Below are 23,094 nucleotides of genomic sequence, written 5' to 3' on the forward strand. Positions count from 1 at the left end.
TTTTTAGGGATGTTTTTCTAGGTTTATCTTTCGATTTTTTTGATGGTTATAGGGGCTGTAGTTGTGGAGGTATTTGGCAGTAGCAGGCTTTCTCAGTAGTCGTGAGTTTTTAGAAGCGATATTTCTGCGCTCATGCTGTCTTTGTGATGATGGAGCTGAACTGTAAAGATGTCCAGCATTTTAGACAGTTGAGCTTGCATCCTCCGCAATAGCCTTGCTGCTTCCATGCTCATCAACTCACGGTCAACCCATTGAGTGTTCAGGGGCTAACATGTCGTACTATCAACATCCTTCTGCAATTGTCGATCCCGGAGCGCAGATTGGGGAGGCAACCAGGATTTGGCACTTTGTCCATGTATGTGCTGGCGCCAAGATTGGTAAAAGTGTGTCATTAGGGCAAAATGCCTTTGTGGGTAATAAGGTTGTTATCGGTGATAACTGCAAAATTCAGAATAATGTTTCTGTGTACGACAATGTAACGTTGGAAGATGGCGTTTTTTGTGGTCCTAGCATGGTTTTCACCAACGTTTATAATCCCCGCTCTTTAGTCGAGCGTAAGAACGAATATCGCGATACTCTAGTAAAAACAGGAGCAACCTTGGGGGCTAACTGCACTATAGTCTGCGGTGTGACTATAGGTGCCTTTTCTTTTATAGGTGCAGGTGCAGTGGTTAACAAGTCTGTCCCGGACTACGCCTTGATGGTGGGAGTGCCTGCTCGTCAGATTGGCTGGATGAGCGAGTTCGGTGAGCAGCTTGAGCTCCCTCTGCAGGGGGAGGCTCAGGCAGTATGTATCCATACAGGTGCGCGTTATGTGCTCACCGGTAACCGTATAACAAAAATGGACATCGATTGTGATTGAGTTTATTGACCTCAAAACCCAGCAAATTCGGATCAAAGAAAAAATCGACGCGGCTATCCAGCGGGTGCTAGCTCATGGCCAGTATATTCTTGGCCCAGAAGTAACCGAACTGGAAGAGCGACTGGCAGCCTTCGTCGGTGCAAAATATTGTATTACCTGCGCGAACGGAACTGACGCATTGCAGATTGCTCAGATGGCACTGGGCATTGGGCCGGGTGATGAGGTCATCACGCCGGGATTTACCTATATTGCAACGGCAGAGACAGTTGCATTGTTAGGCGCAAAACCGGTCTATGTAGATATTGATCCTCGTACATACAATTTGGATCCTTGTTTACTTGAGGCGGCAATTACGCCGAAGACCAAAGCAATCATCCCAGTGTCGCTGTATGGGCAGTGTGCGGACTACGACGCAATTAATAGCATAGCTGCTCGTCATGGTATTCCTGTTATTGAAGACGCTGCGCAGAGTTTTGGTGCGACCTACAAAGGGCGTCGCTCATGTAACGTGACAACTATTTCCTGCACAAGTTTTTTCCCGAGTAAGCCGCTGGGGTGCTATGGCGATGGCGGTGCGCTGTTCACCAATGATGAAGAGTTGGCCAAGGTTATGCGGCAAATAGCGCGACATGGTCAGGATCGTCGTTATCATCACGTCAGAGTTGGTGTGAATAGCCGTTTGGATACATTGCAAGCGGCAATTTTGTTGCCAAAGCTTGATGTTTTTGAGGACGAAATCCTACGACGCCAAACGGTAGCGGAAACGTACAGCCGCTTATTGCAGGGCTCTAGTGTTGGCGTCATACCCTTTGTTGAGTCTTACAACATGAGCGTGTTTGCTCAGTACACTCTTTGTGTTGAAGATCGTGATCAATTTCAGCAAAAGCTAAAAGGGAAGGGTATTCCAACGGCTGTTCACTACCCTATTCCACTCAACCGCCAGCCTGCCGTCGCCGATGGTTCTGTTAGTTTGCCGATTGGTGACAATGTTGCTGAGCGAGTGGTCAGTCTTCCGATGCACCCCTACTTAACGGTTGAGCATCAAGAGCAAATAGTTGCGTCATTTATGGAAGATCACGGGTGATTTCCAGATACATGTCGAAAGGTTCTTTTTTACGGAATGTCATTACATTGATGACGGGAACGACCCTTGTCCAGGCGATTCCCGTTGCTATCGGTCCGATATTGATAAGTCTATACAGACTAGATGAATTTGGTGTATTTGCATTGTATTTGGCAATTGCTTCAGTTTTGGCTCTGTTAGCTACTGGTCGATATGAGTTCGCCGTCATGATGCCTAAATCAGAGACGACTCCTCCTTGGAAGATTTCCTCTCGCTGAATAATTTTGTGTCTAAGCGCCAAGGCATGCAGGTACCTTGCCCGGAGGAGCTTGTCAAGCGTATTGGCAAGGCTTGTACCGCTCGTAACTCTCGAAAAGTTTTCATCGCGAAAGACCCGGAAGACCGTCATCATTCAGGTCTCTACATCGTTTGGGATGAAAACAGCACCTACTATCTTAGGGGGGGGTGATCCTGAGTTACGCAGCAGCGGAGCAACAAGCCTATGTATGTGGGAGGCTTCGGGAGTTACCAAGCGCTTTGATTTCGGAGGAGCGATGTTGGAATCAGTAGAGTGCTTTATTCGAGGGTTTGGAGCGGTTCAGATTCCTTACTTTTCCATTACGCGAACACCCTCGAAACTCCTCAAGCTTCACTTTTTTCTTCAGGATCTCAGAGGTAAGGATTGATGGAGTGCTCAGGTTGGCCTAATGAGGCGACGCTCAATTGGATGCAAGGGATTCTCAGTGAGCGTTTTGGTCAAACAGCTCGGCTTTCCTTGGTTGGTCCCCAATGCATTCGTCTCGAATTTAATGAGCTGCAGGGGGGCATCGACTTTAGCCTGGATTCAGTAACGTTCAATCGCAGTGACTCTGACTTACCTTGTGCTACCTGGGATCCGAGGAGTGAAGGGTGGGCTCCTGTCTATTTGGACACGTTAGCTGTTCCTGGGGTTGAGGTGTTGCCTGTTCCACTATTGGAGCAGGTGAGTTCAGGTTATCGTATTCATTATGATGTGCTGGGTTTTACATATTGGATGCTGGCCCGTTGTGAAGAAGTAGGGCGCCAGGATCTCGATGAGCATAATCGGTTTCCCGCTCGATGCTCGCATGCGCATAAGTGGGGTTATCTTGATCGTCCGCTGGTGGACGAATGGTTGGCTGTCTTGGGGCAGGTTATCGGGCGCCAATGGCCGCAACTCACTCTTGAGAAGCATCTCTTTTCGATCAAGGTTTCACACGATGTGGACGAACCCAGTCGCTATGCATTTCGTTCTGCAAAACGGTTGATACGGGCGGTTGGTGGTGATCTCCTCAAGCGTGCCGATATTGTGAGTGCGATTCGGGCGCCTATCGTTAAGTTAACGAGTGGACGGCGTTTGAGTCGTTTCGATCCGTCTAACACATTTAATTGGATCATGGATCAGTCCGAGCGTCATGGTATCGTGAGCGCATTTTATTTTATTTGTGGTCGCACGGATCCTTTGAAGGATGCCGATTATGAGCTTGAACATCCGGCAATACGCGATCTGCTTCGTACTATTCATGCGCGTGGCCATGAAATAGGTTTACACCCCAGTTACAATACCTACCTTTGTGGTGATGCCTTAAAAAATGAAGCTGAACGCTTACGTAAGGTTTGTGCTGAAGAGGGTATTGTGCAAGGTGGCTGGGGAGGGCGTATGCATTACTTACGCTGGAGTCAGCCAGTAACATTAGCGGCGTGGGAGGGGGCGGGCATGACCTACGACAGCACACTTGGTTACGCTGAGCTTCCAGGCTTTCGGTGTGGTACCTGTCATGAGTATCAAGGATTTGATCCGGTGGCCCAGCGTGCATTAGATTTGCGCATCCGTCCTTTGATTGTCATGGATGTAACGCTGATCAGCTCCTCTTACCTTGATCTTGGTACTGGCCAAGAGGCAAAAGAGATGGTTGAGCGATTTAAAGACGCCTGTCGTTCAGTTGGAGGGGTGTTCACGTTGCTATGGCATAATTCAAACTTTATGAAGTCGCAGGAACGTTCTTTTTATTCGGATATTTTGGGGTGAATGGGCTTTGAAATATGATGCGGGTTCTTCTGGTTTGCATGAATCATGGCCGCGTATAAGGAAGTCGCGTTTTTATTTGATTTTATGTGTGTTGTTTTACTCTGTTTCTATTGCTATTGGGCAAGAGTTTTATTTGTCGGTTGACCAGGCTTTTTGGGGGTTTAATAAAACTAGCTGTGATGCTCTGGCTGTTGTATTTATTTTTTTTCTAGTGGTTATTCCTTCGATGGTGTTGCCACTAACACTATGTCGCCCATCATCGATTTTTTTGTATAGCCTTATGTTTTTTGTGTATGTGCCGGCGGTAGTTATAGCTGTATTGAATCATGATGATTCTCTGGTCAGATATTTTTGGTTGCTGAGTGGCTTTTGCTTTGGGATGGTCTTTTGTTGTGTTGTGAGTCGTAGTGTAAGGCAGGGGGCGGATGCGCTAATAGGAAAGGCTCCTTCTGGGGGGGTGATTCTTATTAATATTATCGGGGCGCTTGCCTGCTTTATTGCTTTGTACTCTACGTATGGTGACGTTTTAGCGTTTTCAGGTCTAAGTGATATATATAGTCAAAGAGAAAAAGGCGCGGCGACCTCTCTTCTTATTGGGTACTGTCAGGTTTATTTGGCTTATGTTTTTGCGCCGATATTGTTTGTTTGTGGAGTCTTGTATAAGAGGTTTTTTTCTTTAGTGCTTGCCGTGGTGGCATTTGTTTTTGTTTATATGGTTACGGCGGAGCGTACTGTAATTTTACTGCCTTTTGTGTTGTTGGTTATGTGTCTGGTTTTTAGGGTGAGGGGGGGTGGTATATCCAGTGTGTACTATTTGTTTTTGGGTGGTTCATTTTTAATACTGTTGGTTTCCTTTCTTTTTAAGTATTCATCGGTTGTGAATCAGCTCGGGGTTTATATTTTTATGAGAACTATTGCCATTCCGGGGCTTTTTGTTAGTCAGTACTATGATCTCTTTTCGCAGCAGGGTTATACATATTGGTCGCATGTTTCAGTGTTGGGGCGTCTTATTGATATTCCTGCTGCTTATGTAGCTGACGAGAAGTGGCCTGCGTTGGGGAAAATACTTGCTGAAAGGGTCTTAGGTATACAGAGTCAGTCAAACGCAAATTTTGTAGCAACCGACGGAGTTGCGGCTGCGGGGGCGGTTGGTGTTGTAGTTATCTGTATGGCATATGCAGTATGGTTACTGGTTTTGGATTGGGCCGCAAGGGGGTGGAGTAAGGTATTCCTCTTTTCTGCGCTTTTTCCATTGGCTTTTGTTTCCACGAATGGTTCCTTGTTTACCATGCTGACTTCGTTTGGTGGGTTCTATTGGATCCTGATGTTATTGATTGATAAGTACAGATTTCACTTCGGTCTGCGTAAGGAGTTGGCTGCGTGATTGAATATTTTTTTTCGAGGGTCTTGAAAAAAGCCAGGGGTAAAGCCGTCATCGACTCCTCTATCCCCTCAACGTCAAAAGTGGAATCTGGGAGTACAGTGTTGGGTACCACCTTCGGTGCGTATTCGTTCTGTGGTTATGACTGTACATTTATCAAGTGTGAGATTGGTCGTTTTTGCTCCATTGCCAGTAAGGTAGTTGTCGGTGGGGCGCGACATCCTATGGAGTATGTTTCGACCAGCCCTGTATTTCTTTCTCATAAAGAGAGTATCAAGACAAAGTTTTCAAGGCACGAGTATCATTGGCAACCTCGTACGGTGATCGGTCATGATGTATGGATCGGTGAGGGTGTGTATGTAAAAGGTGGTGTTACTATTGGCGTCGGTGCTGTTGTCGGTATGGGTAGTGTCGTTACCAAAGATATCCCCCCTTACGCGATTTATGCTGGGAACCCGGCTCGGTTGATTCGCTACAGGTTCTCGGAAGCGGTGGTCGCGGCACTTCTAAAGAGCCAATGGTGGGAATATTCGGATGAGGAGTTACGTGCTGCGGCTCCTGATTTTAACGATCCCGAAACCTTTCTGAAAGGCCGGGGCCTGTTATGAAAATTGTACATTTGTGCCTTTCTTGTTTTTATATTGATAATTACCGTTATCAAGAGAATGAACTTGTGCGGGAGCACGTGACAGCAGGGCACGAAGTGCTGGTGGTTGCTTCGACTGAAACGTATGTTGATAATTTATCTTTAGGTTATACCTCGCCAGGTCAATACATTGGCAGTGACGGTGCTGAGGTCATCAGGCTTCCCTACTCGGGAATGCTTCCATTTTTTCTAAAGAAAAAATTGAGGATGCACCCAGGGGTGGATGCGATACTTACTAGGTTCGCACCTGACGTTATGGTGTTTCATGGATTGTGTGGTTGGGAGTTGTTATCGGCTGTGCGCTATAAGCGTGCCAATCCGCATGTCCGCCTTTATGTAGACAGTCATGAGGATGCTAACAATAGTGCTACAGGTTTTTTATCAAGTCTTTTGCATCGTTTTTACTATCGTCCGATTATTCGTCGTTCGCTGCCATGGATGGACAAGGTTCTTTGCATCTCGCTTGAAACCATGGAATTCTGTAAGGCTATCTACGGCCTACCCCCAAGCGCGTTAGAATTTTTCCCTTTGGGGGGGGGCATCGCAGACGAAGAAACCTACCAGAGCTACCGAACCAAGCTTAGGGGGGAGCATGGGTTCGATGATCGCCATACGGTATTTTTGCAGTCCGGGAAATTTGATACGAAGAAAAAGCTTACGGAAAGCCTGAAGGCTTTCTCAAGAGTCAAATCCGAACATTTCTCGTTTCTGATCGTCGGTCAGGTGCACGAGTCGATTCAGGATGAGGTGAAACGGTTATCGTCAGCTGACCCTCGTGTTCGTTACCTGGGCTGGAAGTCCGCCGATGAGCTGTATCAATTGCTATGTGCTGCTGATGTTTACGTACAGCCGGGTAGTCAATCTGCGACCATGCAGATGAGCTTGTGTGCTCGTTGTCCGGTCGTGCTTGCAGATGTTCCAAGTCATCAGCCCTTTGTCCAGGGGAATGGCTGGAAGGTTAAGTCTTTCGAGGAACAGCTCTCGGCGTTTGAGCAGATAGAACGCAACCCCGCTTTGCTTCAAGGGATGTCGACTCGGTCTTGGGAGATCGCATCCGAGCTTTTAGACTATCGACGTATGGCGAAACGCCTGCTGATTTAATACGGAATTTTTATGGCGAACTATCAGATCTGTACGCAGTGCATCATGGATACGAGCGATCCTAGGATTACCTTCGATGCTCAGGGTGTCTGTGATTACTGCAACAACTTCAAGACTACCATCGAGCCAAACTGGCACACGGATCAGCAAGGAGAAGCTGAACTGATGGCTTTGGCCGAGAAGATCAAAGCCCATGGCCGTGGCAAGGATTTCGATTGCATTATTGGTCTGAGCGGAGGGTTGGATAGCTCCTATGCAGCCTATGTCGCCAAGGTAAAGATGGGCTTGCGGCCTTTACTGTTTCACGTTGATGCCGGTTGGAACACTGATCAGGCAGTGGGCAATATCGAGAAGCTGGTCGATGGGCTGGGTCTTGATTTGTACACGGATGTGATCAACTGGGAGGAGATGAAGGACCTGCAAGTGTCTTTTTTCCGCTCGCAGATCGCTGATCAGGACTTGCCACAAGATGCGGCTTTTTTCTCCGGTCTTTATAAGTTCGCGCGTGAGCATCGAATCAAGTACGTACTGACCGGGGCGAATTTCTCTACGGAATGTTGTCGTGAGCCCGAAGAGTGGGGCGGTTATCCTGGAATCGATAAGACCCTTTTCAAAGACATTCACGGACGTTTCGGCAAGCGCAAGCTCAATAGCTTCCCGTTGACCGATATTTTGATTTACAAGATTTTGTATCAACGGATCTTGGGCATGGAGGTTGTCAAGCCGCTAAATCTCGTTCCCTACATCAAAAAGGATGCCGAGGCAACCTTGGAGCGGCTGTACGGTTGGAAGAAATTCCAGCACAAACACCATGAGTCTCGTTTTACCCGCTTTTACGAAGACTATTGGATGCCTCGTAAATTTGGTTACGAGAAGCGACGAGCCCACTTCTCCAGCTTGATCATGACAGGTCAGCTGACTCGCGAAGATGCCTTAGAGAGAATCTCCAGGCCTGAACTGGATGAACAGTTCCTCAGGGGCGAGTTTGAGTATGTGGCGAACAAGCTTGATCTTTCTGTGGAGCAGCTCCAGGAAATTTTCGACGGCGAAAATAAAACCTACCGTGATTACCGCAACAAGCGCTTCCTCATTGGTGTCGGTTCGCGTGTAATGAGCGCCTTGGGATTGGAGAGAAGACTGTTCAGATGATCACTATCATCGATTACGGATTGGGTAATATTCAGGCGTTCGTCAATGTCTACAAACGGCTGAGTATCCCAGTGACGATTGCAAGGCAGCCGGCGGACCTTGAGGGTGCGACGCGATTGATCCTCCCGGGCGTTGGCGCTTTCGATCATGCGATGGAGCGTCTCGACGCTTCGGGCATGCGTCCGACCCTTGAAAGGTTGGTGCGAGAGCAAGGTGTTCCGGTTCTTGGGATTTGTGTTGGCATGCAGATACTTGCGTCTGCCAGTGATGAAGGTCTGTTACCGGGACTTGGCTGGGTCAAGGGTCGAGTGAAGGCATTTGCGGATGTACCCGAGCTCAAGGGAATTCCATTGCCACATATGGGCTGGAACGATGTACGACCTTGGCCGGATGTACCGCTTTTTAAAGGCCTGGAAGAGGACGCACGATTCTATTTTCTGCACTCTTTCTTTTTCGATTGTGAAGGGGGGGCAGGCGGTATTGCCTCTGCTTCCTATGGTCAGGACTTTGTCTGTGCTGTCGCCGAAGGTAATGTGTTTGGCGTGCAGTTCCATCCCGAAAAGAGCCATCACTTTGGGGCGGCCCTTTTGAAAAACTTCGCGGAACTTTGAGATGCTCAGGCCCAGAATCATTCCATGCTTGTTGATTCAGGATGGCGGTCTGGTGAAAACCGTCCGCTTCAAGGACCCCAAGTACGTAGGGGATCCGATCAATGCAGTGAAAATCTTTAATGAGAAAGAGGCCGATGAGCTGATCGTATTGGACATTGACGCCTCGGTAAAAGGCGTTGAGCCCAATTACAAGCAAATCGCCAATCTGGCTGCTGAATGCCGCATGCCTCTTTGCTACGGTGGTGGTATCCGCACAGCTGAGCAGGCTAAAAAAATCATCAGCCTGGGGGTAGAAAAAGTCGCGATCAGCTCTGCAGCGCTAGATGATCCGATGCTGATTGCCAGGATTGCCGAAGAGATCGGCCGCCAGAGTGTCGTTGTGGTCCTTGATCACAAGCCGCGCATGCTCAGCAAAAGTCAGGATATCTGGACCCATAATGGCACGCGTAATACCAAGCGCAGCGTTCTGGAAGTCGCGTTAGAACTGCAGCAGTTGGGTGCCGGTGAGATTGTTATCAACGCCATCGAAAATGACGGGCGGATGAAGGGGTATGACCTCACCCTGGCTGCAAAGCTTCGGGAAACGGTCAATATACCGATCACTGTTCTAGGCGGTGGCGGTTCTCTTGAAGACATGCACAGCGTCGTCGCCAAATGCGGCGTGGTCGGTGTGGCTGCTGGTAGCTTCTTCGTTTTCAAAGGCCCTTATAGAGCCGTTCTCATCAGTTATCCGAGCGATCAGCAAAAGGCTGATGTCGTCTACTCAGCCTTGCAATCGAGCTGATACTAGCTTGCATCAGATTCAGGACTCATTATGTTCAGTGGAAAAAAACTTCTCATTTCTGGCGGCACGGGTTCCTTTGGCAACGCGGTACTCAAGCGCTTTCTTGATACGGATATTGCTGAAATTAGGATATTCAGCCGTGACGAGAAAAAGCAAGATGACATGCGCAAGCGCTATGCCAACAGCAAGCTGAAATTCTATATCGGTGACGTACGAGATTATCAGAGCATTCTCAACGCGACTCGAGGGGTGGACTACATCTTTCACGCGGCCGCATTGAAGCAGGTTCCGTCTTGCGAGTTCCATCCGATGGAAGCAGTGAAGACGAATGTCATTGGCACCGATAATGTTCTCGAAGCAGCCATTCAAAATGGCGTTCGGCGGGTTGTTTGCCTGAGCACCGACAAGGCGGTTTATCCCATTAATGCAATGGGGATTTCAAAAGCCATGATGGAAAAAGTCATGGTCGCGAAGTCTCGCAATGTCGATGATACGAAAACAGTTATCTGCGGCACCCGTTATGGAAACGTCATGGCTTCCCGTGGTTCGGTGATTCCATTGTTCATTGAGCAGATCCGGGCGGGAATTCCGCTGTCGATCACCGATCCGAACATGACACGTTTCATGATGACTCTGGCCGATGCAGTGGATCTGGTTTTGTATGCGTTCGAGCATGGCAACAACGGCGATTTGTTTGTTCAGAAGGCCCCAGCGGCCACTGTCGAGACACTGGCGCGAGCCTTAACCCAGATGGTTGGGAAGCCTGAGCATCCTATTCAGATTATTGGCACTAGGCACGGCGAGAAACTGTATGAAGCGCTGTTGAGTCGCGAAGAAATGGCTTGTGCTGAGGACATGGGGGAGTACTTCCGCGTTCCGCCCGATCTTCGAGACCTGAACTACAGCAAATTTGTCGAGCAAGGTGAGGAAAAAATCTCCCGGATGGAAGATTATAATTCCCATAACACCGAACGTCTTGATGTTGCGGGCATGCAAAAATTGTTACTTAAGCTGGATTTTATCCGAGCTATCCAGCGTGGCGAACATGCTACGCCAGAGGAGTGAAGATGAAGGTCCTGATTACCGGTATAAACGGCTTTATCGGCAAGAATCTTGAAGCCCATTTGCGTGAGCGCAGTGATATCGAGATTTTGCGTTTCGGCCGAAACGACGACAGTGCATTGCTTAAGACGCTGGTTGCTGACGCTGATTGTGTCGTCCATCTGGCTGGGGTAAATCGTCCTCAGGATCCAGCAGAGTTCAAGAGTGGCAATAGTGATCTCACGCAGTTGCTCTGTGACGCTGTAGCTGCTAGCGGGCGCAAGCTATCGGTTATATATACATCGTCTACGCAGGCCGACTGTGACAATCCTTACGGCGTCAGCAAGCTAGCGGCAGAGCAGGCACTCAATGATCTGGCAGACAAGCATGCGATTGATCTGCATGTTTTTCGCCTTCCCAATGTTTTTGGGAAGTGGGCCAGGCCGAACTATAATTCGGCGGTAGCGACGTTCTGCCATAATATTGCACGTGGTTTACCCATCAATGTTCATGATGAACGGGCAGCGATCAAACTGGTCTATGTCGATGATGTGATACGGCATTTCATCGACATTCTGGACGGTCGCGCCGCTCCAGACCGTCAAGCACAGGTTCAACCGGTGTACTCCACGACCGTCGGTGCTGTGGCGGAGAAAATACAAGCGTTCCGTGACAGTCGCTCGACACTGATCAGTGAGGCTGTTGGAACAGGCTTGACCAGAGCGCTGTACTCAACTTACCTCAGTTACCTGCCCCCAGAGTCTTTTACCTACGAGGTTCCCAAGTATGGCGACCCTCGTGGTGTATTCGTGGAAATGCTGAAGACACCCAGTGCAGGTCAGTTTTCCTATTTTACCGCTCATCCTGGAATTACTCGTGGTGGTCATTATCATCACACCAAGACCGAAAAGTTTCTTGTTATCAAGGGCCACGCTCGCTTTCGCTTTCGCCAGATCATTTCGGGCGAATTCTACGAACTGCAAACTACAGGTGAGCAGCCGGTGATTGTGGAAACTGTCCCGGGCTGGACACATGACATCACCAATGTCGGCAGCGACGAAATGATTGTGATGTTGTGGGCCAATGAGATTTTTGATCGCGAACATCCGGATACCTTCGCGTTGCCACTGAGCCCTTGAGGCTGATCGATTAGGTAGAGGATTGTGATGAAGAAGTTGAAAGTAGTGACTGTTGTTGGGACACGTCCCGAAATTATTCGCCTATCACGTGTCATTTCGGCACTGGACGAACACTGTGATCATGTCCTGGTGCACACAGGTCAGAATTATGATTACGAACTGAATGAGATTTTCTTTCAGGATCTTGGTATTCGTAAGCCGGATCATTTTCTAAGTGCTGCCGGCACGACGGGCGCAGAAACGATAGGGAATGTCATCATTTCGGTCGATCGTGTGCTAGCAGAAATTATGCCGGATGCGCTACTGGTCCTGGGGGATACCAACAGCTGCATGGCTGTCATTCCAGCTAAGCGTCGCAAGATCCCAACCTTCCACATGGAGGCCGGCAACCGTTGTTTTGATATGCGCGTGCCTGAAGAGATCAACCGTCGTATTGTTGATCATACTGCGGATATCAATCTGACCTATAGCACGATTGCCCGCGACTACCTTTTGCGTGAGGGGCTTTCGCCGGACATGGTCATCAAGACCGGTAGTCCGATGTTTGAGGTACTCACCCATTATCACAGCGGGATTGACGAATCGGATGTGCTGGAGCGCCTTGGTCTGAAGGCGGGTCAGTTTTTTGTTGTCAGCGCACACCGGGAGGAGAATATCGAATCGGACAAGAACTTCCTCAAGCTGGTGGATGTCCTCAATACAGTCGCTTGCAACTACGACCTTCCTGTCATTGTGTCTACTCACCCCCGTACGCAAAAACGAGTGGATACACTGGGTGTCACTTTTCATCCCAACGTTCGGTTACTCAAGCCGCTTGGCTTCAAGGACTACAATAAGCTGCAGCTCACATCCAAGGCGGCTTTGTCGGACAGTGGAACGATCAATGAAGAGTCTTCGATACTCAACTTTCCTGCGCTGAATCTGCGTGAGGCCCATGAGCGGCCGGAAGGGATGGAAGAAGCCGCCGTTATGATGGTTGGACTGGAGGTTGAGCGTGTTCTACAGGGGCTTCACCTGATCGAGAGCCAGGGGCGTGGTGAGACCCGTAATCTTCGTTTGGTAGAGGACTACAGTATGCCGAATGTTTCGGAAAAAGTAGTTCGTATCATCCACAGTTATCGTGATTACGTGATGCGTACTGTCTGGAGAAGGTACTAATCAGGATGGCGACCCGCGTTCTATTGCTGACTCAGTGGTTTGATCCTGAACCTACTTTCAAAGGGCTCGTATTTGCGCGTGAATTGGTAGCGCAGGGTTTCGAGGTCGAGGTCGTTACCGGTTTTCCAAATTATCCTGGGGGCAAGCTTTATCCCGGTTACAAAGTAAGATTTTTGCAGCGCGAGATTATCGATGGGGTGAAGGTGACGCGCCTGCCCCTCTATCCGAGTCACGGGCAGAGTGGCATAGGTCGGGTACTGAACTATGCAAGCTTCGCGGCCAGTGCGTTGTTCTATGGGCTTTTCGGTGCCCGTAAGCCAGATGTGATTTATGCCTATCATCCACCATTGACAGTGGGTATTGCTGCAGTACTCATCCGGATTTTTCGGCGTGTTCCAGTTGTCTACGATATTCAGGACATGTGGCCGGATACACTCAAAGCGACTGGAATGTTTTCCAACGGGAAAGCCTTGAGAGTTGTTTCCAGTGTTTGTGACTGGGTATATCGTCGTGTCGATCAACTTGTAGTTCTTTCACCGGGGTTCAAACGTTTGTTGGTGGAGCGAGGCGTTCCTGAGCAAAAGATTGATCTTATATACAACTGGTGTGCCGAAGCTACGGTTGCTGCACCTTGTGCAACACTACCGGTGAACTTTCCTGATGCTTCAACGTTTCGCATTTTGTTTGCCGGCAATATGGGTAAGGCGCAATCGCTGGAATCAGTCATTACGGCAGCGCAGTTGGTCCGTGAGCAGACGGATAAGATTTCCTTCATTTTTCTTGGTGGCGGAGTCGAGGTAGCGCGGCTACAGGAGCTGGCAGTAAAAAGAAACTTGGATAACGTGCTTTTTCTTCCGGCTGTTCCCATGAGTGAGGTGGGGGCGTACCTGTCCAATGCAGATGCGCTGCTTGTGCACTTGAAGAAGGATCCGTTGTTCACCATCACTATTCCGTCTAAAACCCAGGCTTATATGGCCGCGGGCAAGCCTGTGTTGATGGCGGTCGACGGGGATGCTGCTGACCTTGTGCGTGATGCGGATTGTGGTGTTGTCAGTGAGTCGGATAATCCGCAATCCATTGCTGACGCGGCCTTGGCGTTGATGAATACCCCCTCATCGGAGCGTGATTGGATGGCGCAAAGCGGTCAGGCGTATTACAAGAGGGTGCTGTCCTTGCATGTGGGGGTTGCACGTTTTGGTGAACACTTCAAACGCTTGTCGAAACGCTAACTGTTATTGCGATTCAGTCATGTAACGCTGCTCAAAATTTTTCAGGGATCTTTGATGTTAAAGCGCTTCTTCGATGTTTTAGCGGCTGGAATTGGGTTAATTCTCTTATTTCCCTTGATACTGGTGGTCGCTTATCTTATTCGCAAACGCTTGGGGTCGCCGATATTGTTCCGTCAGGTACGTCCTGGTTTCGGTGGTAAGCCATTTGAAATGATCAAGTTTCGTACGATGCGAGACGCAGTGGACTCCAGCGGTAAACCACTTCCGGATTCGGAGCGGATGACACCATTCGGCACGTTTCTTCGCTCCAGCAGCCTGGATGAGTTGCCGGAGCTGTGGAATGTGATCAAGGGGGACATGAGTTTGGTGGGGCCACGGCCTTTGTTGATGGAGTATTTGCCTCTGTATGACGAAGAGCAGTTGCGTAGGCATGAAGCTAGACCGGGGGTTACTGGGTGGGCACAGATCAATGGTCGAAATGCACTGTCTTGGGAAGAGAAGTTTAAGCTTGATGTTTGGTATGTGGATAACCAATCCGTGTGGCTCGATTTGAAGATTATTTTTCTCACGATCAAAAAAGTTGTGATCAAGGATGGAATCAGCGCCGAGGGCGAAGTGACGATGTCGCGATTTACCGGGACGAAGAAATGAAAAGACTGGCTATTCTCGGGGCCAGCGGTCATGGGAAAGTTGTTGCAGATACGGCCGAATGTTGCGGTTGGCAGGTGATCGAGTTCTTCGATGACGCCTGGCCAGGGGTTACGTCCAATGAAGTATGGCCAGTGGTCGGAACGAGTAAGGATCTGCTCAGTCGAGTGCAGGAATTCGATGGTATTTTGGTTGCTATTGGCAATAACGGTATTCGTCGAAGCAAGCTTTATGAGTTGAAGGCCGCTGGGGCACGGTTGCCCGTACTTGTTCACCCGCTTTCGGTGGTCAGTCGGTATGCGTCTATCGGTTCGGGTTCCGTCGTTTTTGCATCTGCGGTGGTAAATGCATTCGCGTCGGTGGGCGAAGGGGCGATACTCAATACGAGCTGCTGTATTGAACATGACTGTGTTGTCGGGGCGTGTACCCATATCAGTCCAGGGGCGAGCCTGGCGGGTGGGGTTCAGATAGGTGACGCCAGTTGGATCGGCATCGGTGCCAGCGTCAGGCAACAGATCCGTATAGGTGACAATGTGGTCGTGGGTGCCGGTGCCGCGGTGGTATCCGATATCTCTGATAATATGACCGTAGCCGGGGTGCCTGCACGAGTGCTGGACAGACCCTGAGTTTCGTAAATCAACAGCCGGTCAGGCGCCGTTAGCCAAATGGCGAGTTTGATTACCAATAGTTCCTTTTCAATTTTGGATAGCAGGTAAAAACTGTGTTGAATACCCCATTTTCTCCTTGGCCGTCGTTCACGGATGAAGAAGCCAACGCCGTTCGCGATGTGGTGCTTTCCAATAAAGTAAATTATTGGACGGGGCAGGAGTGTCGTGAGTTTGAGAAAGAGTTTGCCGTGTGGGCCGGTACGGAATATGCGATCGCTTTGGCAAACGGTACTGTTGCACTTGATTTAGCGTTGCATGCATTGGGGATCGGTGCTGGAGATGAGGTCATCGTTACCCCGCGCACCTTTCTGGCCTCCGTTTCCAGTATCGTTAATGCTGGTGCGGTTCCTGTGTTTGCTGAAGTTGATCGAGATACCCAGAATATAACCGCAGAGACTATTCAGGCGGTGTTGACGCCTCGTACTCGAGGCATCATCTGTGTCCATCTGGCAGGTTGGCCTTGTGACATGGACCCTATCATGGCGCTGGCGGCCCGTTATGATATCAAGGTGATTGAAGACTGTGCCCAAGCGCACGGTGCCCGATACAAGGGACGTCCTGTTGGCTCCATAGGTCATGTGGGAGCATGGTCGTTCTGCCAGGACAAGATTATGTCTACGGGCGGAGAGGGCGGCATGGTAACTACCAATGATCGCGACCTCTGGGCACAGATGTGGGCATTCAAGGATCATGGCAAAAGCTGGGAGGCTGTCTATGAACGCCAGCACGCTCCGGGCTTCCGTTGGGTACATGAGAGTTTTGGTACCAACTGGCGTATGCTTGAAGTACAAGGGGTGATCGGCCGGATTCAGTTGGCTCGTATGCCTGATTGGCATACCGCCCGACTAGCAAATGCGCAACGCATATGGCGTTGCGCTGAAGTGTTGCCAGGTTTAAGAGTTCCCGAAGCAGAGTCCGATATCATCCACGCAGCTTACAAATGCTATGTATTTGTGGAACCACTGAGATTGGCAAAGGGGTGGTCTCGTGATCGCATCATCGCCGAGATAGTCAGTCGGGGTGTTCCATGTTATGCAGGCTCTTGTTCGGAAGTCTATCTGGAGAAGGCGTTTGAGGACACTGAGTGGCGTCCGGTAACACGATTACCTATTGCACTAGAGTTAGGAGAGACAAGTTTAATGTTTCTTGTTCATCCTACATTAACTGAAGCTGAAATAGAAAAAACCTGCCTCATTTTGGAGGAAGTAATGAGGCTTGCGGTTTCTAATTGAAAAAAAATGAACGGCATTTACTTTGGCTTGTGCTTGAGTTTAATCAGGATGTTCAGCAGATTGCAGGCGGTGGGGTTAACAAAGGATGATTGACAACTTACGTAACTGGCTACTGAGTTTGCCGCGCCGGCAAAAGCGATTAATTCAAGTTGCAACGGATATCGTTTTAGTCTGGATTGCTCTGTGGCTGGCTTTCGTTGTTCGCCTGGGGGTTGATGAGATGATCAACCCGTTGTTAGCCCACTCATGGCTATTCATTTGTGCACCGGTTGTCGCTATTCCGCTATTTATTCGCTTCGGTATGTATCGTGCTGTGATGCGCTATTTTGGTAATGACGCGCTTATTGCAATTATCAAAGCAGTAAGCCTGTCTGCTTTAATACTGGGGATGGTAGTCTACTGGTATAGCAATCATCAGAATGTGGTTCCACGATCTATCATTTTCAACTACTGGTGGCTGAGCCTCGTAATGATTGGGGGGCTGCGTTTGGGGATGAGGCAGTATTTTCTGGGCGATTGGTTTACCGCTGCTCAACATGTTCCATTCGCTGCTCGAGATGACGGTTTGCCTAAAGTGGCCATTTACGGCGCCGGTGCGGCGGGTAACCAATTGGTCGCTGCTTTGCGGATGGGTCGCTTGATGCGCCCGGTAGCATTCATCGACGACGACAGTAATATTGCCGAGCGAGTGATTTCCGGGCTGCATGTCTATAAGCCCAAACATATTCAGCAAATGATCGATGTGACTGGAGCTCAGCAGATCCTGTTGGCAATCCCTTCTGCCAACCGTACGCGACGCCGAGAGATCCTGAGTTTCCTCGAGGGGTTCGGTCTGCATGTGCAAAGTGTGCCGGGCTTTATGGATCTGGCGAGCGGACGAGTCAAGGTCGATGATATTCAGGAAGTCGACATTGCCGACCTGTTGGGGCGCGACTCGGTCCCCCCTCAGGAAGAGTTGCTCGAGCATTGCATCAAGGAGCAGTCGGTACTGATCACGGGTGCCGGTGGTTCGATCGGTTCGGAACTGTGCCGTCAGATTCTTGCGTTGCGCCCGACCACGATGCTGCTCTACGAGCACAGTGAGTTCAATCTCTACAGCATCTTGCAGGAACTCGAACAGCGCATCGTTCGCGAGTCGCTGTCTGTGAAGTTGTTGCCGATCCTGGGGTCCGTGCGTAATCAGGAAAAACTGCTCGATATCATGCAAACCTGGCATGTGGATACGGTGTATCACGCCGCAGCCTATAAGCATGTCCCCATGGTCGAGCACAATATCGCTGAAGGCCTGTTGAACAATGTGATGGGCACATTGAGTACGGCGCAGGCCGCTCTTCGTGCGAATGTCGCGAACTTCGTGCTGATTTCAACGGATAAGGCGGTACGCCCGACGAATGTCATGGGCAGTACCAAGCGTCTGGCCGAAATGACGCTGCAGGCTCTGAGCCGAGAGGTGGCCCCGGTATTGTTCGGGGAACACGCCAATGTTTCCCGGGTGAATAAAACCCGCTTTACCATGGTGCGTTTCGGCAATGTGCTGGGTTCTTCCGGTTCGGTCATTCCGTTGTTTCACAAGCAGATCAAGTCCGGTGGACCTTTGACGGTCACCCATCCCCGTATCACGCGTTATTTCATGACTATCCCGGAAGCGGCCCAACTGGTAATCCAGGCGGGTTCCATGGGACAGGGTGGTGATGTATTTGTGCTGGATATGGGCGAGCCGGTCAGGATTGTCGAACTGGCCGAGAAGATGGTTCATCTGTCCGGATTGAGCTTGCGTTCCGAAAAGAACCCTCATGGCGACATAGCCGTCGAGTTCACGGGACTGCGGCCAGGCGAAAAGCTCTATGAAGAACTGTTGATCGGCGATAACGTCGTAGCGACGCAGCATCCAATGATCATGAGCGCCAATGAAGACTATCTGCCTTGGGATGTATTGAAGGCCAGGCTGGGCGAGTTGCTGTTGGCGGTCGACCAGGATGATTACTCGAGAGTCCGGCAACTGTTGCGCGACACGGTCAGTGGCTACACTCCGGATAGCGAGATTGTTGACTGGATTTATCAGCAGCGCCGGCTCGAGCCTTAGTTGCATCATTAGCCCCTCGGTCGTCAGGAGCTTGCTGTTTGGTGCTGAGGGGCTATTACACTTGTTAAGCTAAGCATTATCTGCGTTCTTGTTGTACTTACACAGAGTGGACACTATGGGGGCGGCACTGTCTTGACCCGTCGGTAAAAACGTTCTGCTCTGCAACTACAAAAATAAAAAACATATTGAAGTGGTCAGCCGGGACTGCAGTCTGGTTCCAGACTTCGCTGCCACGACATGCCGTTGGAGTCGACACCTTGAGCTTTCAAGCATCGTCTGACTTATGGTTTCCCTGGATAGGGCTTTTGTGGTCGCTACCGATCATGGCGACCCTCTCGCTGGGAGTGACTGGAGCTTTTCTTCGTTATGCGCTGGCTCACAGGCTGATGGAGATTCCGAACGCACGCAGCTCCCATTCCATTCCCACACCGCGTAGTGGCGGGGTAGGTATCGTCCTGACCTTCCTTATTGCCTTGCCCTTGGCCGGCATGCTTGGAGTTATCAGCCCGAATCTGCTCTGGAGCCTCTCAGGCGCCGGTGCTGGTATCGCCTTGCTTGGGTTTATTGACGATCATCGGCCCATTGCGGCCCGCTGGCGTTTGCTCGGACATTTTGCAGGTAGTCTCTGGGCCTTGTTCTGGCTGGGAGGGTTGCCGGCGATTGAGGTGTTCGGCATGACGCTGGAGCTTGGCTGGATCGGGCATGCACTGGCTGTGGTGTATCTGGTCTGGATGTTGAACCTCTACAACTTCATGGATGGCATCGATGGAATTGCCAGTGTCGAAGCCGTGACATCCTGTCTGAGTATTTGCCTGATCTATTGGCTGTCGGGATATGACGATCTGATCTGGCCGCCCTTGCTGCTCGCCACCTCGACACTGGGTTTCCTGTACTGGAATTTTCCGCCGGCGAAAATCTTCATGGGTGATATCGGCAGCGGTTTCCTGGGTATTGTGCTGGGTATTCTTTCGCTGCAGGCCGCCTGGAGAAACGCCGATTTCCTGTGGGTATGGTGCATTTTGCTCGGGGTGTTCATCGTTGATGCGACCTTTACCTTGATCCGGCGTTTTTTACGCGGAGAGCGCATCTATGAGGCTCATCGCAGCCATGGTTATCAGTTCGCTTCACGCCAACTGGGAAGTCATATCCCGGTTACCTTGGGCGTCGCATTGATCAACCTTCTCTGGCTGTTACCCATAGGTCTGTTTGTTGCCATGCAGAAGCTGGACGGAGGATTGGGGGTGATCGTGGCCTATGTACCGCTGCTCATTCTAGCTGTGAAGTATCGGGCCGGTGAGTCGGAGCGCCGAGCAGAGTGATGAGGGTGGCACTATTACATAAACTGCAATCAATCCATTTTTGACAGTGCATCACCATGGCCTACGTTTGAGAGGCAGCTTCGGAAAAGCTGCATCTTTATCAACGGTGTCATGGAGTGTCACTTATGCGTACAAACTATTTCTATTCCCTGCTTTTTGCCCTGCTGACAAGCGCCTCTATCAGCGTAATTGCTGCTCCCGCGTCGAAACAAGAGACGCCAAGCACGGCGCCAGCCGCGACCGCGGTAGCTGCCCCACAAACTGCCATGGTCGATATCAACAGGGCTGACGCTGCTACGTTGCAGCGTGAACTGTTGGGAGTAGGTGAAGTAAAAGCCAAGGCAATTGTTGCATATCGTGAAGCTAATGGAGCTTTCTCGTCAGTGGACGAGCTGCTGGAGGTCAAGGGAATCGGCAAGGCGATTCTGGAAAGCAACCGGGAAAAATTGAAGGTCAACTGACACTTCAATTCATGCACAAGGCCGATCACTGATCGGCCTTGTGTTTTTCGGGCCCATAGTGCGCAGATCACCATAAGCAAGGTTGCGCCATTCAATGTTATCTATCGCCTCGATAGAATTATGATCGTAATATTTTATTAAATTATGACTATAATCAAATCGCTTCCCAAGCAGCGTATCAATTCCTTGTCTTTCCCTTCTCAAGCACTTTTCTGGAGAGCCGTTATGAACTCGATTTCACCCAAGGGGCTGGCACTTGTCACCGGTGCTTCATCTGGTATCGGTGCGGTTTACGCCGAGCGGCTGGCCGCTCGTGGTTACGATCTGTTGTTGGTTGCGCGAGATGAGCCGCGCCTGCAAACCGCGGCGATCCGGCTGCGGGCCGAGCACAAGGTGCAGGTTGAAGTGTTGAAGGCCGACCTGACACTCAAGGCTGATGTGCTGAGGGTCGAGCAGCGTTTGCGTTCCGACTCGAGCATCAGTCTGTTGCTGAACAATGCCGGTATCGCCGCAGATGGAAGCCTAGCGGTTGCTGACGCGGACCAACTGGAGGCGATGATCCAGCTCAATGTGATTGCGGTCACTCGTCTGGCTGCTGCCGCTGCCGCCAGCTTTTCGGCGGCTGGAAGAGGGGCGATCATCAATATCGCTTCGGTGGTGGCGCTGATTCCCGAGCGTTTTAATGCGACCTACAGTGCGACCAAGGCCTATGTCCTGAGCCTGACTCAGTCGCTCGCTGCGGAATTGGACGGTAAAGGCGTGCAGGTCCAGGCGGTACTGCCAGGGGTGACCCGCACCGAGATCTGGGAGCGCTCGGGCATCGATGCCCAGGGAATTCCAGCCGAGATGATCATGGATGCCCCCGAGATGGTGGATGCGGCTCTGGTCGGTTTTGACCAGGGTGAGTTGATCACCATCCCTTCGCTACCCGACTCGGCTGATTGGGATGCCTTCGTAGCTGCGCGTTTTGCCCTGGCGCCGAACCTGTCGAAAAGCAGCGCGGCTGTTCGCTACAAATAAGCGTGTCGAGGCCGGAGGGTGGTGCGGATCACTCCGCCTGCCCATCCTGCTTTTTCAGATGCTCGCGTGTTACCTCCAGTATCCGTTTGGCCAGGTCTGGGTTCTCGACACTGCGTGACAACACCAGTGCCCCGACCAGGGTCGACATGATCACCAGGCTTTGGTCGGCGGCATTTTCTCCCTCGAGATTTGCCTCTACCTGCGCAAGTCGGGCATTGAGCACCACATCGGTGGTAGGGCTGGCTTGCCCGCGCAGGCCCAGTTCCGAAGACATGGTGGGCAGCGGGCAGCCTTGACCGGGGGAGGTCTGATGCCACTCGGACAGGTAGCTGTCGATAAAGGCCTGCAGTGGCTGTTCCTGGGCAAATAGCGTGGTGCAGTGTGCATCGAGTTCTGCTGCCGCAGCCTGCAGGGCTTTTTCGACCAGATCGTCCTTGGATTTGAAGTGCGAGTAGAAACCGCCATGGGTCAGGCCCAGGGCTTTCATCAGCGGTTGCAGGCCTGTCGCGCCAATACCGTCGCGCCGAAAGCGCTCGGCGGCTTCCTTGATGATGCGTTGATGGGTTTGGGCTTTATGGTCTTGCGAGTAACGCATCGGGGAAGTCTCCACAGCTAGGGAGTCATCTTACCCAAGGTTGATGGGAGGGGAATTGCACTTTTAACCCCAGAAACCTCATTTTCCCCACTGAATGACTAGAAAGTCATGATTTTCCAGTGGGTCAAGCATCAATTGGCATGAATAGTGACTATTGGATATCCATGGATTGTTCAACAATCGCAAGGCGATATTCATGAGTAACCTATTGTCCCTGGCCGATCAAATAACCCTCGAATTACGTGCCGATATCATCGGCGGTCGCCTGTTGCCGGGCATGGCCCTGGTGGAAAACGATCTGGTGTCCGCTTACAACGCCTCGCGCAACACCATTCGCGAGGCCTTGCATCGCCTGGGGCAGGAAGGCCTGACCCGCTACGCACGCAACAAAGGTGTCACGGTGCGCAGGCTGGGGATCGATGAGGTGCGTGACCTGTTTCAGGTGCGCCGCACCCTGGAGTTGCAGGCCATCGCCTCCAGCAAACCGCTGCGCGAATACCAGTCCGACCGGATGCTCGAGGCTATCGAGGCCAGCGAACTCGCCCGCGAGCGCGAGGACTGGCGCTCGGTGGGCACTCATAGCCTGGCCTTTCATCAACACATCGTCGGGCTGATGCGCAGCCCCTTGTTCGACGAGTTCTTCACCAACGTCGTGGCGCAGCTGCGCCTGGTGTTCTGTGCCGCCCCTGACGAGCAGCGTTTCCAGTCACCCTGGCTGGCCCGGGACCGGCAGATCCATGACTTGCTCGCCGATGGCGACAAGCAGGCCGCCGGCGAAAGCCTGGCGGTTTACCTGGACGACTCCGAACGGCTGCTGCTCGACATCCTCAGCCACTCTTCCCGCCACTGATCGAGGG

The 23,094-nt window shown here is 50.9% G+C and carries 23 protein-coding genes; 21 read left to right on the forward strand and 2 right to left on the reverse strand.

What is annotated here, in order from left to right:
* The first annotated feature begins 271 nt into the window (after positions 1-271).
* Together wbpD and ACTJKT_RS06180 are read left to right on the forward strand one after the other, a co-directional pair.
* The gene (gene wbpD, locus ACTJKT_RS06175) at positions 272-862 is read left to right on the forward strand and encodes a UDP-2-acetamido-3-amino-2,3-dideoxy-D-glucuronate N-acetyltransferase (RefSeq protein WP_440786503.1); all 591 of its coding nucleotides are present in this window, start codon (positions 272-274) and stop codon (positions 860-862) included.
* A complete protein-coding gene (locus ACTJKT_RS06180) occupies positions 855-1,946 on the forward strand; it encodes a DegT/DnrJ/EryC1/StrS family aminotransferase (RefSeq protein ID WP_440786504.1) in 1,092 nt (363 codons plus the stop codon). The genes wbpD and ACTJKT_RS06180 overlap by 8 nt, the downstream gene beginning before the upstream one ends.
* Here ACTJKT_RS06180 and ACTJKT_RS06185 read toward each other — a convergent pair.
* On the reverse strand, positions 1,927-2,337 hold the full coding sequence (locus ACTJKT_RS06185; protein ID WP_440786505.1) for a hypothetical protein: 411 nt from the start codon (positions 2,335-2,337) through the stop codon (positions 1,927-1,929). The two genes, ACTJKT_RS06180 and ACTJKT_RS06185, sit on opposite strands and share 20 nt — an antisense overlap.
* A 273-nt stretch (positions 2,338-2,610) precedes the next feature.
* Here ACTJKT_RS06185 and ACTJKT_RS06190 point away from each other — a divergent pair, with 273 nt between their 5' ends.
* The 18 genes from ACTJKT_RS06190 (at position 2,611) to ACTJKT_RS06275 (ending at position 21,642) form a co-directional block, all read left to right on the forward strand.
* Positions 2,611-3,972 carry a polysaccharide deacetylase family protein gene (locus ACTJKT_RS06190; protein WP_440786506.1) on the forward strand — a complete coding sequence of 454 codons (1,362 nt, stop codon included), beginning with the start codon at positions 2,611-2,613 and terminating at the stop codon, positions 3,970-3,972.
* A 7-nt stretch (positions 3,973-3,979) separates the two neighbouring features.
* A complete protein-coding gene (locus ACTJKT_RS06195) occupies positions 3,980-5,356 on the forward strand; it encodes a hypothetical protein (protein WP_440786507.1) in 1,377 nt (458 codons plus the stop codon).
* Positions 5,353-5,961: a CatB-related O-acetyltransferase gene (locus ACTJKT_RS06200; RefSeq protein ID WP_440786508.1), complete on the forward strand. Its 609-nt coding sequence runs from the start codon at positions 5,353-5,355 to the stop codon at positions 5,959-5,961. The genes ACTJKT_RS06195 and ACTJKT_RS06200 overlap by 4 nt, the downstream gene beginning before the upstream one ends.
* Positions 5,958-7,100 (forward strand): glycosyltransferase family 4 protein, encoded by a 1,143-nt coding sequence (locus tag ACTJKT_RS06205; protein ID WP_440786509.1) that lies wholly within the window; start codon positions 5,958-5,960, stop codon positions 7,098-7,100. The genes ACTJKT_RS06200 and ACTJKT_RS06205 overlap by 4 nt, the downstream gene beginning before the upstream one ends.
* A 12-nt stretch (positions 7,101-7,112) precedes the next feature.
* Positions 7,113-8,249, forward strand: a complete 1,137-nt coding sequence (locus tag ACTJKT_RS06210) for an N-acetyl sugar amidotransferase (RefSeq protein WP_440786510.1) — start codon at positions 7,113-7,115, stop codon at positions 8,247-8,249.
* Entirely contained in the window at positions 8,246-8,860 is a 615-nt protein-coding gene (gene hisH, locus ACTJKT_RS06215) for an imidazole glycerol phosphate synthase subunit HisH (protein WP_092300203.1), read from the forward strand. Before ACTJKT_RS06210 ends, hisH begins: the two co-directional genes overlap by 4 nt.
* Before the next feature lies 1 nt (position 8,861).
* Positions 8,862-9,644 (forward strand): AglZ/HisF2 family acetamidino modification protein, encoded by a 783-nt coding sequence (locus ACTJKT_RS06220; protein WP_440786511.1) that lies wholly within the window; start codon positions 8,862-8,864, stop codon positions 9,642-9,644.
* 30 nt (positions 9,645-9,674) lie between these two features.
* Positions 9,675-10,709 carry a polysaccharide biosynthesis protein gene (locus ACTJKT_RS06225; RefSeq protein WP_226303709.1) on the forward strand — a complete coding sequence of 345 codons (1,035 nt, stop codon included), beginning with the start codon at positions 9,675-9,677 and terminating at the stop codon, positions 10,707-10,709.
* Between the two features lie 2 nt (positions 10,710-10,711).
* Positions 10,712-11,824 carry a UDP-2-acetamido-2,6-beta-L-arabino-hexul-4-ose reductase gene (gene wbjC, locus ACTJKT_RS06230; protein ID WP_440786512.1) on the forward strand — a complete coding sequence of 371 codons (1,113 nt, stop codon included), beginning with the start codon at positions 10,712-10,714 and terminating at the stop codon, positions 11,822-11,824.
* A 27-nt stretch (positions 11,825-11,851) separates the two neighbouring features.
* Positions 11,852-12,982 (forward strand): non-hydrolyzing UDP-N-acetylglucosamine 2-epimerase, encoded by a 1,131-nt coding sequence (wecB, locus tag ACTJKT_RS06235; protein WP_440786513.1) that lies wholly within the window; start codon positions 11,852-11,854, stop codon positions 12,980-12,982.
* Between the two features lie 5 nt (positions 12,983-12,987).
* Complete coding sequence (locus ACTJKT_RS06240) at positions 12,988-14,211, forward strand: glycosyltransferase family 4 protein (protein WP_440786514.1); 1,224 nt, start codon at positions 12,988-12,990, stop codon at positions 14,209-14,211.
* Between the two features lie 54 nt (positions 14,212-14,265).
* On the forward strand, positions 14,266-14,862 hold the full coding sequence (locus ACTJKT_RS06245) for a sugar transferase (protein ID WP_440786515.1): 597 nt from the start codon (positions 14,266-14,268) through the stop codon (positions 14,860-14,862).
* A complete protein-coding gene (locus ACTJKT_RS06250; protein WP_440786516.1) occupies positions 14,859-15,485 on the forward strand; it encodes an acetyltransferase in 627 nt (208 codons plus the stop codon). The genes ACTJKT_RS06245 and ACTJKT_RS06250 overlap by 4 nt, the downstream gene beginning before the upstream one ends.
* Before the next feature lie 95 nt (positions 15,486-15,580).
* Positions 15,581-16,759, forward strand: a complete 1,179-nt coding sequence (locus tag ACTJKT_RS06255; protein WP_440786517.1) for a DegT/DnrJ/EryC1/StrS family aminotransferase — start codon at positions 15,581-15,583, stop codon at positions 16,757-16,759.
* 85 nt (positions 16,760-16,844) lie between these two features.
* Complete coding sequence (locus ACTJKT_RS06260; protein WP_175540163.1) at positions 16,845-18,842, forward strand: polysaccharide biosynthesis protein; 1,998 nt, start codon at positions 16,845-16,847, stop codon at positions 18,840-18,842.
* Between the two features lie 296 nt (positions 18,843-19,138).
* Positions 19,139-20,161 (forward strand): MraY family glycosyltransferase, encoded by a 1,023-nt coding sequence (locus tag ACTJKT_RS06265; RefSeq protein WP_440786592.1) that lies wholly within the window; start codon positions 19,139-19,141, stop codon positions 20,159-20,161.
* 125 nt (positions 20,162-20,286) lie between these two features.
* Positions 20,287-20,622 carry a ComEA family DNA-binding protein gene (locus ACTJKT_RS06270; protein ID WP_440786518.1) on the forward strand — a complete coding sequence of 112 codons (336 nt, stop codon included), beginning with the start codon at positions 20,287-20,289 and terminating at the stop codon, positions 20,620-20,622.
* A 225-nt stretch (positions 20,623-20,847) separates the two neighbouring features.
* On the forward strand, positions 20,848-21,642 hold the full coding sequence (locus ACTJKT_RS06275) for an SDR family NAD(P)-dependent oxidoreductase (protein WP_440786593.1): 795 nt from the start codon (positions 20,848-20,850) through the stop codon (positions 21,640-21,642).
* 28 nt (positions 21,643-21,670) lie between these two features.
* Here ACTJKT_RS06275 and ACTJKT_RS06280 read toward each other — a convergent pair whose 3' ends face one another.
* Positions 21,671-22,237, reverse strand: coding sequence for a TetR/AcrR family transcriptional regulator (locus ACTJKT_RS06280; protein WP_440786519.1), 567 nt, complete (start codon positions 22,235-22,237; stop codon positions 21,671-21,673).
* 196 nt (positions 22,238-22,433) lie between these two features.
* Here ACTJKT_RS06280 and ACTJKT_RS06285 point away from each other — a divergent pair, with 196 nt between their 5' ends.
* Positions 22,434-23,087 (forward strand): GntR family transcriptional regulator, encoded by a 654-nt coding sequence (locus tag ACTJKT_RS06285; RefSeq protein WP_097305423.1) that lies wholly within the window; start codon positions 22,434-22,436, stop codon positions 23,085-23,087.
* The last annotated feature ends 7 nt before the right edge of the window (positions 23,088-23,094 follow it).

It is taken from the genome of Pseudomonas sp. 22526 (genome assembly GCF_052044735.1).
GTDB lineage: Bacteria > Pseudomonadota > Gammaproteobacteria > Pseudomonadales > Pseudomonadaceae > Aquipseudomonas > Aquipseudomonas piscium.

What these genes read in the sequence shown, in the direction of transcription:
- hisH (WP_092300203.1), top strand. Translation starts at nt 8,246, where the DNA reads ATGATCACTATCATCGATTACGGATTGGGTAATATTCAGGCGTTCGTC.
- ACTJKT_RS06270 (WP_440786518.1), top strand. Translation starts at nt 20,287, where the DNA reads ATGCGTACAAACTATTTCTATTCCCTGCTTTTTGCCCTGCTGACAAGC.
- ACTJKT_RS06205 (WP_440786509.1), top strand. Translation starts at nt 5,958, where the DNA reads ATGAAAATTGTACATTTGTGCCTTTCTTGTTTTTATATTGATAATTAC.
- wecB (WP_440786513.1), top strand. Translation starts at nt 11,852, where the DNA reads ATGAAGAAGTTGAAAGTAGTGACTGTTGTTGGGACACGTCCCGAAATT.
- ACTJKT_RS06210 (WP_440786510.1), top strand. Translation starts at nt 7,113, where the DNA reads ATGGCGAACTATCAGATCTGTACGCAGTGCATCATGGATACGAGCGAT.
- ACTJKT_RS06280 (WP_440786519.1), bottom strand. Translation starts at nt 22,237, where the DNA reads ATGCGTTACTCGCAAGACCATAAAGCCCAAACCCATCAACGCATCATC.
- ACTJKT_RS06250 (WP_440786516.1), top strand. Translation starts at nt 14,859, where the DNA reads ATGAAAAGACTGGCTATTCTCGGGGCCAGCGGTCATGGGAAAGTTGTT.
- ACTJKT_RS06190 (WP_440786506.1), top strand. Translation starts at nt 2,611, where the DNA reads ATGGAGTGCTCAGGTTGGCCTAATGAGGCGACGCTCAATTGGATGCAA.
- wbjC (WP_440786512.1), top strand. Translation starts at nt 10,712, where the DNA reads ATGAAGGTCCTGATTACCGGTATAAACGGCTTTATCGGCAAGAATCTT.
- ACTJKT_RS06285 (WP_097305423.1), top strand. Translation starts at nt 22,434, where the DNA reads ATGAGTAACCTATTGTCCCTGGCCGATCAAATAACCCTCGAATTACGT.
- ACTJKT_RS06260 (WP_175540163.1), top strand. Translation starts at nt 16,845, where the DNA reads ATGATTGACAACTTACGTAACTGGCTACTGAGTTTGCCGCGCCGGCAA.
- ACTJKT_RS06240 (WP_440786514.1), top strand. Translation starts at nt 12,988, where the DNA reads ATGGCGACCCGCGTTCTATTGCTGACTCAGTGGTTTGATCCTGAACCT.
- wbpD (WP_440786503.1), top strand. Translation starts at nt 272, where the DNA reads ATGTCGTACTATCAACATCCTTCTGCAATTGTCGATCCCGGAGCGCAG.
- ACTJKT_RS06220 (WP_440786511.1), top strand. Translation starts at nt 8,862, where the DNA reads ATGCTCAGGCCCAGAATCATTCCATGCTTGTTGATTCAGGATGGCGGT.
- ACTJKT_RS06225 (WP_226303709.1), top strand. Translation starts at nt 9,675, where the DNA reads ATGTTCAGTGGAAAAAAACTTCTCATTTCTGGCGGCACGGGTTCCTTT.
- ACTJKT_RS06245 (WP_440786515.1), top strand. Translation starts at nt 14,266, where the DNA reads ATGTTAAAGCGCTTCTTCGATGTTTTAGCGGCTGGAATTGGGTTAATT.
- ACTJKT_RS06185 (WP_440786505.1), bottom strand. Translation starts at nt 2,337, where the DNA reads ATGATGACGGTCTTCCGGGTCTTTCGCGATGAAAACTTTTCGAGAGTT.
- ACTJKT_RS06275 (WP_440786593.1), top strand. Translation starts at nt 20,848, where the DNA reads ATGAACTCGATTTCACCCAAGGGGCTGGCACTTGTCACCGGTGCTTCA.